Annotated in this window: 9 protein-coding genes; 7 read left to right on the forward strand and 2 right to left on the reverse strand. The window is 65.9% G+C overall.

Features of this window, described 5'->3' with window-relative positions; genetic code table 11:
* Positions 1-192 precede the first annotated feature (192 nt).
* The 4 genes from AC1L34_RS06705 to AC1L34_RS06720 all read left to right on the forward strand — a co-directional run bounded on the left by AC1L34_RS06705 (position 193) and on the right by AC1L34_RS06720 (position 8,401).
* Positions 193-510 (forward strand): helix-turn-helix domain-containing protein, encoded by a 318-nt coding sequence (locus AC1L34_RS06705; protein WP_161896098.1) that lies wholly within the window; start codon positions 193-195, stop codon positions 508-510.
* Between the two features lie 1,757 nt (positions 511-2,267).
* On the forward strand, positions 2,268-4,262 hold the full coding sequence (locus AC1L34_RS06710) for a DNA primase family protein (protein ID WP_480035200.1): 1,995 nt from the start codon (positions 2,268-2,270) through the stop codon (positions 4,260-4,262).
* Positions 4,263-5,913: 1,651 nt separating this feature from the next.
* Complete coding sequence (mobC, locus tag AC1L34_RS06715; protein WP_480035201.1) at positions 5,914-6,315, forward strand: plasmid mobilization relaxosome protein MobC; 402 nt, start codon at positions 5,914-5,916, stop codon at positions 6,313-6,315.
* Positions 6,296-8,401 carry a relaxase/mobilization nuclease domain-containing protein gene (locus tag AC1L34_RS06720; RefSeq protein WP_480035202.1) on the forward strand — a complete coding sequence of 702 codons (2,106 nt, stop codon included), beginning with the start codon at positions 6,296-6,298 and terminating at the stop codon, positions 8,399-8,401. The genes mobC and AC1L34_RS06720 overlap by 20 nt, the downstream gene beginning before the upstream one ends.
* Positions 8,402-8,452: 51 nt before the next feature.
* On the opposite strand, the gene AC1L34_RS06725 is transcribed toward AC1L34_RS06720, so the two are convergent.
* Both AC1L34_RS06725 and AC1L34_RS06730 read right to left on the reverse strand, forming a co-directional pair.
* Complete coding sequence (locus AC1L34_RS06725) at positions 8,453-9,169, reverse strand: hypothetical protein (RefSeq protein ID WP_480035203.1); 717 nt, start codon at positions 9,167-9,169, stop codon at positions 8,453-8,455.
* Between the two features lie 361 nt (positions 9,170-9,530).
* Entirely contained in the window at positions 9,531-9,725 is a 195-nt protein-coding gene (locus tag AC1L34_RS06730; protein ID WP_480035204.1) for an XRE family transcriptional regulator, read from the reverse strand.
* Positions 9,726-9,917: 192 nt separating this feature from the next.
* On the opposite strand from AC1L34_RS06730, the gene AC1L34_RS06735 reads away from it, so the two are divergent.
* From AC1L34_RS06735 to AC1L34_RS06745, 3 genes are all read left to right on the forward strand, one after another.
* Entirely contained in the window at positions 9,918-10,874 is a 957-nt protein-coding gene (locus AC1L34_RS06735) for a hypothetical protein (protein ID WP_480035205.1), read from the forward strand.
* Positions 10,875-11,113: 239 nt separating this feature from the next.
* Complete coding sequence (locus AC1L34_RS06740) at positions 11,114-11,302, forward strand: hypothetical protein (protein WP_480035206.1); 189 nt, start codon at positions 11,114-11,116, stop codon at positions 11,300-11,302.
* The gene (locus AC1L34_RS06745) at positions 11,299-14,892 is read left to right on the forward strand and encodes a hypothetical protein (protein ID WP_480035207.1); all 3,594 of its coding nucleotides are present in this window, start codon (positions 11,299-11,301) and stop codon (positions 14,890-14,892) included. The genes AC1L34_RS06740 and AC1L34_RS06745 overlap by 4 nt, the downstream gene beginning before the upstream one ends.
* Positions 14,893-14,955: the final 63 nt, after the last annotated feature.

Raw genomic sequence — 14,955 nt, forward strand, 5'->3', positions numbered from 1 at the left:
TTTGACGGGGTGGCATCCCACGAACAGTAGAGATGTTGCCAGGCCGCCTCGGTAGTGGGACCACCGCCACGATGACCGAGCGGCAAGAAGTGGTGGAGCGCGACCGACGCGGTTCGGTCTAGCAGCGGGAACTCCCCCGGCAGGGGCCCGGCGAAGGGTGCGGGCGCTCGACCTCCGAAAGGAGGCGGGCCGATGCTCGCCGTTGCAGATCCCACCCAGTTCACCCTGTCGCTCGCCGAGGCGGCGACCCGTAGCGGTTACAACGAACGCCATCTGAGGCGACTCAAGGACGCCGGCCGGCTGCCGGCTGCCAAGCTCAAAGGTGCGTTGCGTTTCCGTCCTGCGGACGTCGACGCGCTCACCCGGCCTCGCATCGCCGATGCCGAAGCCGAGCACGAACAGCTGGTCGCCGCGATCGTGGCCGCCGCGCCGGCATTCAGCCCCGCTCGCCGGGCCGCCATCGAGGCGGCACTGAGGGGTGCGGAGCGACAAGCCGCGACGCGCACGTGAGGCGTGCCCGACTGCGAAGCCGAGAACGCCCCACCCGAGCATCCGGTGGGGCGTTCTGCTGTTCCGGGACCACGGGAGCGAGTGTGGTGCTGTCGACGCCGTTGGGGAGGGTGGCATGGGTGGGGTGTTGAGAACGGCCTGTTTACACCACCCTGCTCCACCACTGTCGCCAGCCAGGTACTCGGAACGGTGGAGGGTGGCATGGGTGGGGTGTTGAGAACGGCCTGTTTACACCACCCTGCTCCACCACTGTCGCCAGCCAGGTACTCGGAACGGTGGAGCGTGACCGTGGGAGCAAGTCGAGAGCTGTCGACGCCGTTGAGATGGGGCACCTGGGTGCGAGCATCGAAAGTGTTCCCGGTGTTCCCCTGGTGTTCCCTTCGGTGTTCCCTCATTTTTGCAGGTCAGGAACGCTAAATCTGTGTAGGGAACACCGGGAACACTATTTTGAAGAAGTTCTATACGCGAGAGAATAAGAGATGGGAAGGAGAGCGCCGGTGCGGATCGTTGTAAGCAGCTATACAAAGGTTTCTGGAAAAGTGTTCCCGGTGTTCCCGGTGTTCCTTAACGCCGTGACCTGCGGAAACGCACCCAAAGCGCGGAACATAGAAGGGAACACCGGGAACACTTTTTGGCCGTAGAGCGTTCCCGAGGCGTTAATCCTCTGCGAACTGCCACCTTCCGACGGCGTTTCGGCAGTGCGGAGTTCACCGGTTGCACACCGATTGACGCTCGGGTTGCACCGGTTGCACACCGATTGACGCTCGGGTTGCACCGGTTGCACACCGATTGACGCTCGGGTTGCACCGGTTGCACACCGATTGACGCTCGGGTTGCACCGGTTGCACACCGATTGACGCTCGGGTTGCACCGGTTGCACACCGATTGACGCTCGGGTTGCACCGGTTGCACACCGATTGACGCTCGGGTTGCACCGGTTGCACACCGATTGACGCTCGGGTTGCACCGGTTGCTGCGGATTAATCAGATCAGTGTGCACGTTGCTCGTCGTTCACAGGTTGCGTATGATGGACTGCACAGTGACCCTTCCTCGAGGCGCGGGGATATGCGGATCCGGGCGGCGGCCCCCGTGAATGTGCTCCACCGGTCCGATTACCACCGGAGCGAACAGCCAAACTCCCTCGAAGTCACACCCTTATGAAAGGGGTGGCTTCCATGGCCGCTACATCATCTACGCTGGACGCTCCTCGGATCGAGGACGACTCCTGTTCACCGTCCCTCGACGAGCTGCGCGAAGCGCTTCAAGCGATCCCGCCGACCGAGCGGCCCGAGCGGGGCCGTCGCGCGGACTACTCTGCACGCGAGATCAGCGACCTCTGCCACCTGTCAGCGGCTACGATCCGCCGAGAGGTCAGGCTGGGCCGGCTGGCGGCGATCCGCGATGGTCAGTCGTTCGCGATTCCGGTCGCTTCCTACATCATGTGGCGCGCCGCTCGCCGGCGTCCGGCCGCGGTCGGGGGTGCACAGGGATGACGACCACAGCAGAAAGCCCCGCAGCAAAGGGCGGGGCTCCTGAGATCAAGGCCTTGGCGGGTACCGGATCTGATACCGATGATACCGGTGTCAGCGCAGGTCCGTCCAGCACCGACATCTTCGACGCGCTCGACCTCGCGTTCGAAGCCATTCAGGCCGAACAGCAGGCCCAGTCACAGGCTGACTCCTCTAACGCGTCGAAGGCAGAGAAGCCAGCGACAGAGGAACCCGCCGACTCGGGTGACAACGGGCGGACGCGGAAGTTGACCCCTGCACAGATCAAGCGCGAGAACCGTCGTGAGCTCACCTCCGACGAACTCGACCGGCTCGCCGAGGACGGCATCCCCCGCTCCCGCCTGGACCCGAACAACCGCAAGTCCAAGCCGTACGCCGCGTCGTTCGACACGATCGTCAACGTCGTCACCCAGCGGTTCCTGAAGCCGACCACCGACGCCGGGCGCGCCATGATCGACAACATGACCCCGCAGGACCTGCGCGACAGCCTCCTGGGGCGCATCAACGCCGCCATCACCGCCGAGAACGGTCACATCACCGAGAAGCGCACGGTGCACCGAAGCGTCTATCGAGGCCTCGATCGCCTCAGCTTCGTCCAGGTCGCCGAGCTGGTGGCCGCCCAGAACCGAGTGGTGCTGGTCAGGACGAAGAAGGGCGGGAGCCTGTCCACGGCGCTCCTGGCCTTCTACGACAGCGATCCTCGGTCTGAGACGTACGGCACGTACCGCAGTGAGCCGGTGGAGTGGGCGGCGTTGATCAACCGCTACCAGGAGGGCGTGCTGCGAAAGGAGCGGGAGGAGGTTATGTCCCATCTGCGCCTGATCGCGCAGCCGGCGCTCAGGGCGACGAACAGGGACCTGATCGCAGCGAACGACTGCATCGTCGACTACAACGGCGGGCATCCCAAGCGCATCGAGTTCAGCCCCGACTACATCTTCCTGTCGAAGCTCCCGATCCGATGGAACCCAGCCGCCGAGAATCCGGTCATCACCATGCCGGCGACCTGCACTGAAGGCCATGCCCTCTGGGTCTGCGGCCACAACCACCCGAGCAAGGCCGTGTGCACCCGCGACTACGACGACGAGTGCCCGGACGTGCCCGAGTGCGACGACACGTGCATGAAGGCCGAGGACTGGGACATCGAGTCCTGGATGCGCGACCTCAACGACGAGAGCGACCCCGGGTTCTCCGAGGTCCTCTGGCAGGTCATCGGCGCCGTCGTCCGGCCGTACGTGAGCTGGAACAAGGCCGCTTTCTTCGTCTCGGAGAAGGGCAACAACGGCAAGGGCACGCTCCTGGAGCTCATACGCAACCTCGTTGGCGTGGGCAACTACGCGTCGATCGCGCTGGCGGATCTCGGTCGGGACTTCATGCTGACGAGCTTGCTGACTGCCAGCGCGATCCTCGTTGATGAGAACGACGTGGGCTTGTTCATCGAGAAGTTGGCGAACTTCAAGACGATCGCCACCAACGATGTCCTCTCGATCAATGTCAAGTACCGCGACCCGATCGAGTTCCAGTTCTTCGGGTTCATGGTCCAGTGCGTCAACGAGGAGCCCAGGACCAAGGACAAGTCGGGCTCGTTCTACCGGCGCCAGCTGTTCATGCGCTTCCGCAAGTCCTTCACCGGCGTGGAGCGCAAGTACATCAAGGACGAGTACCTCAAGAGACCGGACGTCCTGGAGTACGTGCTCAAGCGTGTGCTCACCGCCGAGCTGACCCCGACGTACTACGACATCGAGCAGACCGAGCAGATGGTCGCTGACCAGAGTGAATACAAGGTCAACAACGACCCGGTCCGCCAGTGGTGGATCGAGTTCCGCGAGGAGTTCGCTTGGGACCTGCTGCCCTACAGCTTCCTCTACGACCACTTCAAGGCCTGGATGGAGCGGTTCAACTCCGCCAGCAAGCCGATGGGCGTCACCAACTTCAAACGGGAGCTGCTGTCGCTCGTGGACGAGGAACCCGGTCTCTGGTCCTACCCGGACGTGGGTGCGGACGGCAAGCAGCGGCGGCCGAAGCCGGGTATGTGCATGTCCCTGCCCGAGCCGCTGATCGTGGAGTACGACCTGACCAACTGGCTCAACTGCAAAGCGCCCAAGAACGCCTCGATCAACACCCGGGCGACTCTCGATGCGAGCCAGTTCAAAACGCGATACGCCGGTCTGGAGCGAGTGCACTCCGCACCCGGATCGGTCGCCGCCCGCGCGGCCGTCGGCTTCATCCCGGAGGTTGCACGATGATCTCGACTACGTCGATCACGCCGCGTCAGCGATCCTAGCCGCACCCTCTCAGAACCCCTACTGCTTCCACCGCGGTAGGGGTTCTGTCGTTTCACGACAACGAGCCATTCGCGCTCCGCACTCCGTCACCTACGTGATGGTGGAGGTTGGATCGTTTGTGGGCTCGGTGACGCACCGATCACGGTCGCCCGCCGGTCGCTCGACCGCTCACTTCGGCCCGAGACGGGACGAAGTGGGCTGGCGGTGGTCGCTGGCTGGTACGTCGACCGACCAGTCACGGCCGCGCTTGGGCGAATCCGGGCCGGCACGGTTGGCGCTGGCTCACACCGGCCTCTCGACGAGCTTTCGCTGGTCGCCGCCTGACCCGAAGGCGCCCGTTCCGGGTCGCGCTGGCTTCTGCTCGTACCGTCGAGAGACCAACGAGGGCCCGATTCGGGGCGTCGATGGTCACCCGATGTACTGAGACCGTCCAGCGACCGACGAGAGCCCACTTCGAGGCGTCGCTGGTCGTCCGATGTACCGAACGCGAGCCATTCGGAGACCACTCAGGCCCATTTCGGGCCAGCGACAACCCTTCCCGGGCCGGAGTGGCCTGAGACGACGCTCTCGGGGAGCCAGCGACGCCTTCTTCCTGGCCTGCTCCGGGCTACCTTGCCCCGAAGTGGTCGTTCGAGTACACCAGCGAGGACCCGCCTTCGGGCCTGTGTGGGCACACAGTGACCCGAAGACAGAACCTCGACCGACCACCGATCGACCAGAATTATTGCACTGCAATAGTTTTCGGCACCTGATTCGTCCGCGCGCGTTATTCGGCGACGGTATTCCGGCGCTGCCGGGGACATGGTGGGTTCGGCCTCCTCAACGCGTCGACACCTCCCGGGTCGTTCCACCACCACGTCGACCGTGACCGACTGGGCCCGGACCGCCGCGACGCCCCGCCGAGCCTTGGGCCTCACTGATCACAGGACTCCGCGTCGATTCACGATCACGACGTCGCCGCGGACCCAGCCGCCGGCGTCACCGGGCCGAACCCACCTTGACTGCACTCATGAGGCCGGCTCCCGCGCAGCCATTCGGCGCGGGCTCTTTCCTGGGCGCGGCGTGCGAGCGAAGCGAGTGCGCAGTGCCCTCCCCGGCCCGCCAGGGCCGGGGCCATCCAGCAATCGGCGCCCGAGCGGGACGAGCGAAGCGACGACCTGCGTCACGGGCGCGTGCTCGCGACAGTCAGTGATCGCCTCACGGGATCACCGTCCAACCCGCGTCGCGGAGCGGTCGACACGTCCGTGGGTCGAGGTGGCCTGCCATCGGCCGGCCAGCGAGGCGCACGCGGTCCAGGCGCAGCGCGGAGTGCGAGCACCCGCAGGGAGGGTGAATCGGCCGTCAGGCCGAGAGGGAGGGGCCGCAGGCCACCTCCCTTTAGCAGGCACAAGTGATAGGAGGCCCGCGCAGCGGGCAGAGGTGTCTCACACTTGTGCGTTTCTAGCCGTGCTGTTTCCCACCGCGCAGCCGAGGTAGAATCGACGACGAATCAGGTAGGGGCAAGAACCCCAGGAACCGCTTCGGTTCCACACTTGAGGCCCGTCCGGGTCGAGCCGATGCAGGTTCCAAGGGCACTCCAGGTCTCTCGCACAGCACCATTGCGAGGGAACCCGTGTCCGCAAAATCGACCATCATCCACGTCCGCGTCAAGGACGACGAGCGAGCCGCCGTCGACGAGATCCAGGACTTCTACAGCGCCAAGAACGCTTCGACGGCGATCCGCCACGCGATCGGCATGACGCACCGCTACGTCAAGAAGCAACGAGCCAAGGGCGCTGCCGCTGCACCCGTCCGTGAGGAGCCGCGGAGCCGGCCCGTGCGGTCGGAGACCGCACGGTGGGCGTCGCTCCTGACCCAGAGCACCGCGTCGATCAATCGCGTCGGCAACAACGCCAATCAGATCGCGCGGAAGCTCAACAGCGGCGAGGCCGTCGAGCTGCAGGGCCTCGTGGCGGAACTCCGCGAACTAGTGGCCCAGATCCAGGCAGGTGTCCATGAGCATCTGCAAAGCTGAGCCCGCGAGTGGCATCCGCGGGCCGATCATGTATGTGATCGTGGGCAAGGTGCGGAAGCGCGATCAGGTGTTTCGACCTGTCGCCTTCAGGAGCGATTTCACGATGCTGCCGCCCGGCATCGCGGCGGGAGAGGCAACGGTGATCGCTGCGGAGGAAATGTTCGCGCCGTACGACAAGAGGCGTCCACGCAAAGGCGCCTTGCTTACTCTGAGTTTCCCGCCCGACGAGTTCGACGTGAACAATCCCGAGCACCAGCAACGGGTCCTCGAACTGGCCTACGAACTCGCCAAGCGCGTCGCGCCGCACAGCCCGTGCGTGGTCGGCGTCCATGCCGACAAGGCTCACCTCCACGCGCACGTCTTCATTCTGAATCACGACACACAGACCATGCGGGCGCTGCGTAAGGGCTTTGTCTACAGCGATGTGAAGCCGATCAACGACGAGCTGATGGAGGAACACAGCCTACGGGTCGCCGAGCCCGGCGAGGTGTCGAAGACCAAGGAGTCGGTCTGGCTTCGCCGCCGCGGCGTCGAGATCCCCGAGAACGCGGGAATGACGCACCTCGACGTCACCGAAGAGAACTGGCAGAGCTGGATTCGGGACACGGTCGACAGTGTCCTCGACGACGACAGCGTCGACTCGATGGCCGTCTTCAAGAAGCAGATCCGCGCACGCGGCGTCGACGTGCGCTACAAGAAGCCGAACAAGACGAACCCCAGTCACTCAGTGTCGTTCGCAGTCCTTGACGACGCGGGCCGAGTTCGCCGGTTCGAGTCGCGCGGTGGCAAGACCTACAAGATGTCGCGCCCAGGAACGGTTTTCGGCACCGACTACACCTATCAGGCGATCGAGCAGAGCATCGCCGACCGACAGAAGGAGATCCAGCATGAGCAGCAGGGCCGAGCGACAGAAGAAGTTGCGGGAGCAAACATTGAAGCCAGCGACGCAGCAGCCAACACCGGAACCGGAGTTGACGCCGCTCCAGGAAGCGCGCCTGTCCCTGGAGTGGACGCGGGAGCGGGAGCAATCGGCGGCACGGGCCGTGGCGGCGCAGACGTCGATGCGACAGCGGGAGAAGGATCGGCTGTTGCAGGCGAGGCGCGACGAGGCGGCCCTGCGGGCCCAGACGGAGCGTCGAGCGGCGGAACGGGCTCAGGCGGCGCGGGAGCGGGCCGAGGCGCAGCGGACAGCCGAGGCCGCGAAGCGGGATCGCCTGCAGGGATGGGTGGTCGGGGCGCGCTGAACGCGAGCATCGAGAAGCGGGCCGCCCGGCACCGCACCAAGACCGACGCGTGGATCGACACGGTCCGGGACAAGGTCGAGGCACGACTCGACCGTGACGTCGAGGTGGCGGCGCGACGGATCAGCCGGTCGCAGAGCGTCATGGAGGGACTCGCCTGGTTGCTGGTCCTGTTCATGGAGCAGCGACAGCAGGCCGACGCCCTGCGCACCTGGGCCGCTGAGAAGCGCGACGCGATGGCCACGCCGGTCGAACGACCGGCCAGTGGGCCATTGGCGTCGTTGAGCCCCGATGCGATCCGGTTCCTGTCGACGCACGAGGACGGCGCAGCCGCCGGGTACGCGCAGTTCGCCGAAGAGAAGTACGCAGCCTACGCGGGCCGGAAGCGGGCCGCGGGCGAGACACCGCAGCCCATGGACGCGTACTACGGGCACTCCTGGGGCGACGCGGTGCGAGCGGTACGCGACGAGACGGAGTTCCTCGGCTCCCTCCCCCGGCCCGCGACAGCGTTCCTACGTGAGCACGGTGAGCAGGCCGAGTACCTGGTGTGGCGCGCGACGTACTTCCGACCCGCCTCCACAGGCACCCCGCCAGACACGGCGCCAGCGGCGGTGCAGCAGGCCGCGACCGGTGGGGTGCCGGAGTTCGCGGCGTACCTCGCGGCGACGGGGCACATCGAGACGTACGCGGCGTTCGCAACAGAGCAGTTCAAGCGGGCACAGGCGCGGCGCGAGGTCATCGGCGAGCACCTGTACTACCGGGAGTCGGTCGACGAGCACCGCGCCCGCACAGATGGGGGCGGTAACGGCGACGGCTTCACGAAGTCCCAACAGTTCGGTGACTGACAGCGACAGACCCCCTCGATGGGGGCGGGGGTCTGTCGCGTCACACAACTATTAAGCGGTGTAGCTAAACTTCTCTTTACTCGCGAAGAATCCCCGGTCGCCTGTCACCTCTTTACAGGTGACGCCGCGAGTCTCCATGAGGCAGTTAAGCTGCGGACCGCCGGGAGAGTGTAGGACGGCCCACTGCCCGTACTCGAGGGTAGGCGTGTTCGGGTCGCGATACCCCCACTGCGCGCTCCACCAGCACGGCCCCTGCCTCCCGAGGAATCCGACAGTATTCGGAGACGGATAACGCTCACTGTCACAGCTCATAGCGTTCGGCGTGTTGTCGGGCCACGAACCAGACGTTGCGGAGACCACCGTGCAGCCGGCCGCATCCCCGCCACCCTGGCAATAGATCGACTTCGTAGGAGACCAGAACGCGCGGGTTCGAAGTTCCTTACGTTGGCTGCCTGAATTGACGCTCGGCGGGGTTGACACCGGTGTCGCCGATCCCACGAAGGAGTAGGTCCGCACCCCGTGCTTACCGCGATCGACGATCACCCCCGTGTAGCGGCCGTCGACCGGCTCGACCAGCGTGACGGTCACGGGAGTCAGCGTCCGCATTCCCCCTTCATCCGATGCGCACTCGTTGATGCACAACGCTTCGTACCCAATTCCGTACGACACCTCTGGTTGGAGCGCGAGCCAATTGATCTGAGTGATGTCGTATCGCTCCGAAGACGAGCAGTCAGCCTTGAAACCACCCGGCCCCTTCAACGCCATCACGCCGCCATCACAGGTGGGCGGATAGGCAACCCCACCCGGGTCGGCGAGGTTTGGACTGTACCCAGGTTTACCTAACCCGGGATTCCGCGGATCAGTGTAGCGACGCGACGTTGCAGGGTCGACCTCATCTTTGGCCGACAATCTTACTGGCCACGTACGACCCTTCACCGTCGCCAACGCAGACGCCGATTCATCCTCCTGCGACGACGGCGTCAGCATAGAATCTGCCGCTCTCTCGGATCGACCCCCTGTTGACGAACATGCCGTGATAATCACAAGCAACAGTGACAATAACGCTAGAACCCGCATTCTCTTCACGCTCGCGGACTATGCCGTATTCGGACGCGGTCGTCCAACCGCGTCATTTGCCCGACCGACTCCGCTCCCAAGCGTCGACGGTCTCGGCGGTCCATCCGCGTACCGGTCGCGCCGAGTCGGCACCAATGATCACGTCGGGCTCGGGAAACTGTCCCCTGCGGACCATCGACCGCAGACGCTCCAGCTCGACGCCGGCCTGCTCGGCCACCTCGGCGATCGCGAGGGCGTGAAGTGTCATGCGTTTCATCATACAGCCGCTACCAGGTCGAATCCCGATCAAAACGCCTGGTCAGCTTGACAGGTGACCCGGAACCGGGTCATACTAGACGTCAGGGTAGCTATACCGTTCAAATGAAGCCGGGTGCCGCAGATGCCGCACACGCACGGTACACATGTACTCACTAGTGATTCACGCGAGGGGAACGACACCATGACTCAACCGCCGACCATCGATCCGGCAGACCTCTACTTCACGATCGCCGGACTCGACCCGTCGATGTCGCCCCGGGCGCTCAACGCGAAGCTGACAGGCCAGCTCATGACGCTCGACGCGATGGTCCGGCACGGGCAGAGCGTGAACCCGGCGTATCGTGCGCGGGTCGCCCTGGCCCGCGACGTCCTCGGCTTCCTCGGGCCCAAGCAGCAGTACGACGCGGCGCGGGCCGCGGGTCACCGACCGACCGACGAGGAGTTGGTCGCGATGACCAGGGCTCCGATCCGACAGGCCATGCGCGCCGGGCGGTCGAGCTGGACCAGCCCGGCGATGCTCGCCGGGTACGGCGTCTTCGGGGTGCTGATCCTGCTGACCGTCGTGTTCGGTGCCGCGAGCTGCGGCAGCGGCAGCGGCAGCGGCAGCGACGACCGCTCCCCCGGCGCGACGCCGGGCACGGCAAGCACCGCGGCGGACGGCCCGATCACCGAGACCGCAGCCGAGCAGTCGCCGCTGGAGCAGCTGGCGAACGGCGCGGAGTTCGAGGTGGTGCGGACGATCGACCTCAAGACCTTGCTCCCCGACGCAGACCTGAGCGACAAGTTCTGGACGGACACCATTCTGATTCATGGACCCGGGGACACAATCGAGATCGGCATAGCGAGCAATACCGGTTCGTACAACAAGGGATACGAGTGGTCAGCGACGCTGTCGATCGACGCGAACGGCACCGCGAAGGTCGTGAAGTCGGGCAAGACCACTGTCGGCGCGATGGACGCTCGTACGTCGGCCGCGGAGACCGACGGCACCCTCGGAACCGATATCCGCTCGGCCGATGGCCCCGCGAGAGTGATCGACGCCGTGGCCCTGGACGACGGCCGGATCTTCGCCGCATGGGTGACCGACGACACGACCGAGAACCGTGGCATCCTCTACGAGATCAAGGTCAAGAACTAGCCGGTCCGGCACACAAGACAGAGCCCCGGGAGCCCCATCCAGGCTCCCGGGGTTCTTTCATGCTTGCTAGTCAATGCGGTCTTTCGTAAGATTGGTTGCAGACAAGACACAGGATGGCGCTGCCACCCGCGCTGACGGGCCCGCACGCGGGCCCGCACCCTGGGGTCTGGAGGGCAGTCCTGCCGAACTCAGGGGCCGAATCTGGATGGACCTCAGCACACCACTGCTGAGGATCTGTCATGTCGAAAGCACCCCCATCGCCCGTCTCCCTGATCGCCGTCCTTCTTGAGCAGCGCCGAGCGCTCGACCGCGACATCCTGGCCGCCGTCGGCGCGGCCCGCAAGGCGGGCATCACCTGGACCGACATCGCCCCGCCGTTCGGCGTCTCGCGCCAGGCCGTGACCAAGAAGTACGGCGGTGGAGCATGAGCACCGCACGCGCACGCTTCGGCGCGTTCATGGGAGCCGCGGCCATCGCGGCCGGTGCGGTGTTCGGTACGTCGCCCGTGGCGATGGCGGCCCCGCCGGACTCGCTGATCGCCAAGGTCGGCAAGGGCTACGCCGCCCTCGTCGAGCAGGAGATCTCCTCGCTGTGCATGGGCAAGGAGGACACCGGCAGCGAGGATGACGACGCGACCACGACGAGCACCACCAGCACCGCACCCTCCACCACACCATCGGCTTCTCCCAGCACGTCGGCAGCACCCAGCTCCGGTGCCGACTGCACCATCGACGACACCGGCCTGCAGAAGGCCGCCGAGAAGTGCGCCCCGGGCGACGCCAAGGAGAAGGCCACCGTCGAGGAAGTCGATTCGGACAAGGACGACTTCCTCAAGTGCATGGCCGAGGAGGGCTTCGGCGAAGAGGACAAGGAAGAGGAGGTCGACGACGAGACGAAGAACGCCGTCGCCGACCTCTCGCTGGCGCGCATCAGCGAGGCGCTGACGGCGTTCTACGTGAACTCGCTGGCACCTGATGGCGGAGACGAGCGAGATGGCGACGATGAGACCCCGGCAACAGGGTCGGAAGCACCGGCGGCGACGGACGATGCCTCGGCCACCGGCCTGCCGGCTTGGTCTTCCCTGCTGGGCGCAGGAGGAACGGCGGGTGCCTTCCTCGCAGCGCCGAACAAGGACAAGCAGGAGAGTTCGAGCTGGATCCTTGGTGCCGGCGACGCGAAAAATGACGCGGCTCTCGATATCCGGGCTCTGAGCCGCGCAGAACAGCCGACCGCGGTGGATGCGGGCGCGGACCAGTACGTGCTCTATGGCGCTACCCTCGCTGCTCTGGGCCTGGACAAGGCCGAGGCCAAGGACGAGGGTGCGAGCCCGTTTCGCTACGCCTCGGGGTCGATCCTGATGCTCGCATACGTCGGCGCCGGCTCGGTGGATGCAGTGTTTGACTCCGTGCTGACGGTGATGCAGAAGCTGAACCCGTTCGCATGGATCGCCGACGGCCTCCGCGACGCCGGCACTCCGGCGAGCTTCACCGAGGGCATGGACGGCGAGGACGTCTCGGACTCCTCGGCGTTCGAGGACCTCAAGGAGTTCGCGTCGACGACCATCGTCAAGATCCTGGACCTGAGCTGGGGCGTCACGATTCCGCTGCTCATGGGCTTCACCGCGATCATGATGCTGCTGAGCAAGAAGAAGTCCGCGGGCGACCGTCTCCGGCCGCTGGTCATCAAGGTGGCGTTCGTGGCGATCGGCGTTCCGCTGGTGGGCGCGACGTACACAGGTGTGCTCAACTCGCTGTCGGGCGGCGTCGACGACGCGGCCGGCGCTAACGCGAGCAAGGTCGTGCTCTCGACGATCGTCGACTTCCAGGGATGGAGCGACCAGCGGTTGGGCCTTCCGGCCGAGGCTGGCGAGTTCGTCTGGGACAGCGCCACCAACGAGCCGTCCAAGGAGACGGTGGCCGACGGCCGACGGACCGCATTGGCCGTCAATGCTCAGGTCCGCCCAGAATGGCGGAAATTCACACCGAAAGCCTCGGGCGACAACACGCAGTGGAACGAAGAGGCAATGGAGGAGGATACCGGCGAGTCGACGGGCAGTCGATCGGTGTTCTCGTCGACGCTCGACCTGATCAAGCGGTACACCGCGGGCGAGCAGATCTCGGCGGGCAGCTTCGAAACGGGCGTCAAGAAGGGCCTGACGGATGCCGCTGCCGGCGGCAACGGGCCCACAGTGCTCAAGTGGGTCACGAGCCTGACCGATCCCACCAAGCTGTCGAAGATGACGTCCGCCGACGTCGAGAAGCTCGACAACCCCCTGATCAAGGTCGCCGACGGGGGCCTCAGCGGTGAACGCACCGGCGACCGCAACAACCTGTTGATGGAGTTCAAGCCGGGCAAGGACAACTTCTGCCTGTCCACGAAAGTCGTCGCTGACGGATGGAAGGGCAAGGGCTCCCCGCTCACCGGCTGCAACATGAGTCCCATCGCCATGTACAACTACCTGAACAGCTCGTGGGACGGGTCGACGGGCATGAAGATGTACAGCCCGCGCGACAGTTCGTCCTCGTACGCCCGTGACCAGCACATGGCCGCGAATCTCCACGGCGGCGGCGCGATGGGACTGGTCTACCTGTTCTCGGCGCTGAGCCTGCTCGTGTCGTTCATGGTGATTGGCTACGCCTACTGCCTGCTGCTGTTCTTCGGCGCCCTGCGCCGGGCGGTCACGGTACTGGGCTCGACGCCTTTCGCACTGCTCGGCTTCCAGGCCGGCATCGCGAAGGTCGTGGTCACCACGGCGGGAACGTTGGTCGAGATCGTGGGCACGATGGTGATCTACCGCGGCATGATGCTGGTACTCACGGCCATTCCGACGATCCTGGAGCGACCGCTGTCCGAGCGGGCCAGCAACATCGACCAGGACGAGGCCATCGGCATCGCCGGGGCGGGCGTCGGTGCAGCCATCGAGGCCTTCGACAACCCCAAGACGGCGGTTCTGGTGATCACGTTGGTCTCCTCGATCGGCATCATCATCGCCACGATGCTCGCGCTCAAGGTGCGAGGAGCGCTGATCAACGGCATCGACGAGGCGATGAGCAAGGCCATCAACAAGTTCATGGGCTCGGAGGTCTCCAGCGGCGGCCCCGGACAGCCGGGCGCGCTACGCCAGGGTCTCCAGCGCGGCGTCAGCATGGCCGCGACGTCGGCGATCATGGGCCGTGCCAGCGGAGGCAGCGGTGACGACGGTGGCGACGGGTCCGACGGCGGGGTCACGGTAGACACCGGCGAAGGCGTGCCCGGAGCAGGCGACGGCTCGATGCGCGTGGGCGAGGACGGAGGTCTGGTCGACGCGTCCGGCAACCCGGTGGTGGGCTCGGACGGCAAGCAGTCGACGGTGTCGGGGATGCTCGGCGGCGACGGGCCGCTCACCGACGGCAGCGGAGGCGAGATCATCGGTGCCAACGGTTCGCCGCTGACCGCCGACGACGTGACCGGCTTCGGCCCCAACGGCGAAGTCATGGGCGAGGGCGGTCAGCTGACCGACAACGACGGCAACCCGCTGACCAACGCGAACGCCGCGTCGATGGCCGGAGGACTGGCCGGCCAGAAGGCGCTGGCTCAGCGGGTGGCGGCCAACGGCCTGTCGAACCAGGAGGGTTCGGCCGGCGTGCCGGTCGGGGCCCTGGGCAACTTCGGCGGGGTCGCACCGTCTGCGGCTCCCGTGGAGACAACCGCGTCCCCGCGGCCGGGCAACCTGCGCGCCGACGGGAACGGCGGCTCGGACGGAGGCCCGGGCGTGATGCGCCAGGCGATGGGCATGGCCGCGGTCCAAGCCGCGTCTCAGCGGGTGTTCGGTGGATCGTCGAACTCGAACCTCGCGCGCACGGTGCGCGAGTCGATGGGCGGATCCGGCAGCAGCGCCGGCGGCCAAGGCGGCAGCTCCAGTTCGGGCATGGGTGGCCTGCCGAAGAAGCAGAAGCCGGCCTCGCAGCTGGGCACCACCGCCACGACGATGCTCACCGCGAACGCCATGCTGCCCAAGCGGGGTAGCGGCGGCGACTGAAAACGTGGTTGAAGAAGAAGGACCCCTCACCCCGCTAATTCAGGTGAGGGGTCCTTCCGACCG

This window comes from Gordonia sp. 34D (genome assembly GCF_056682775.1).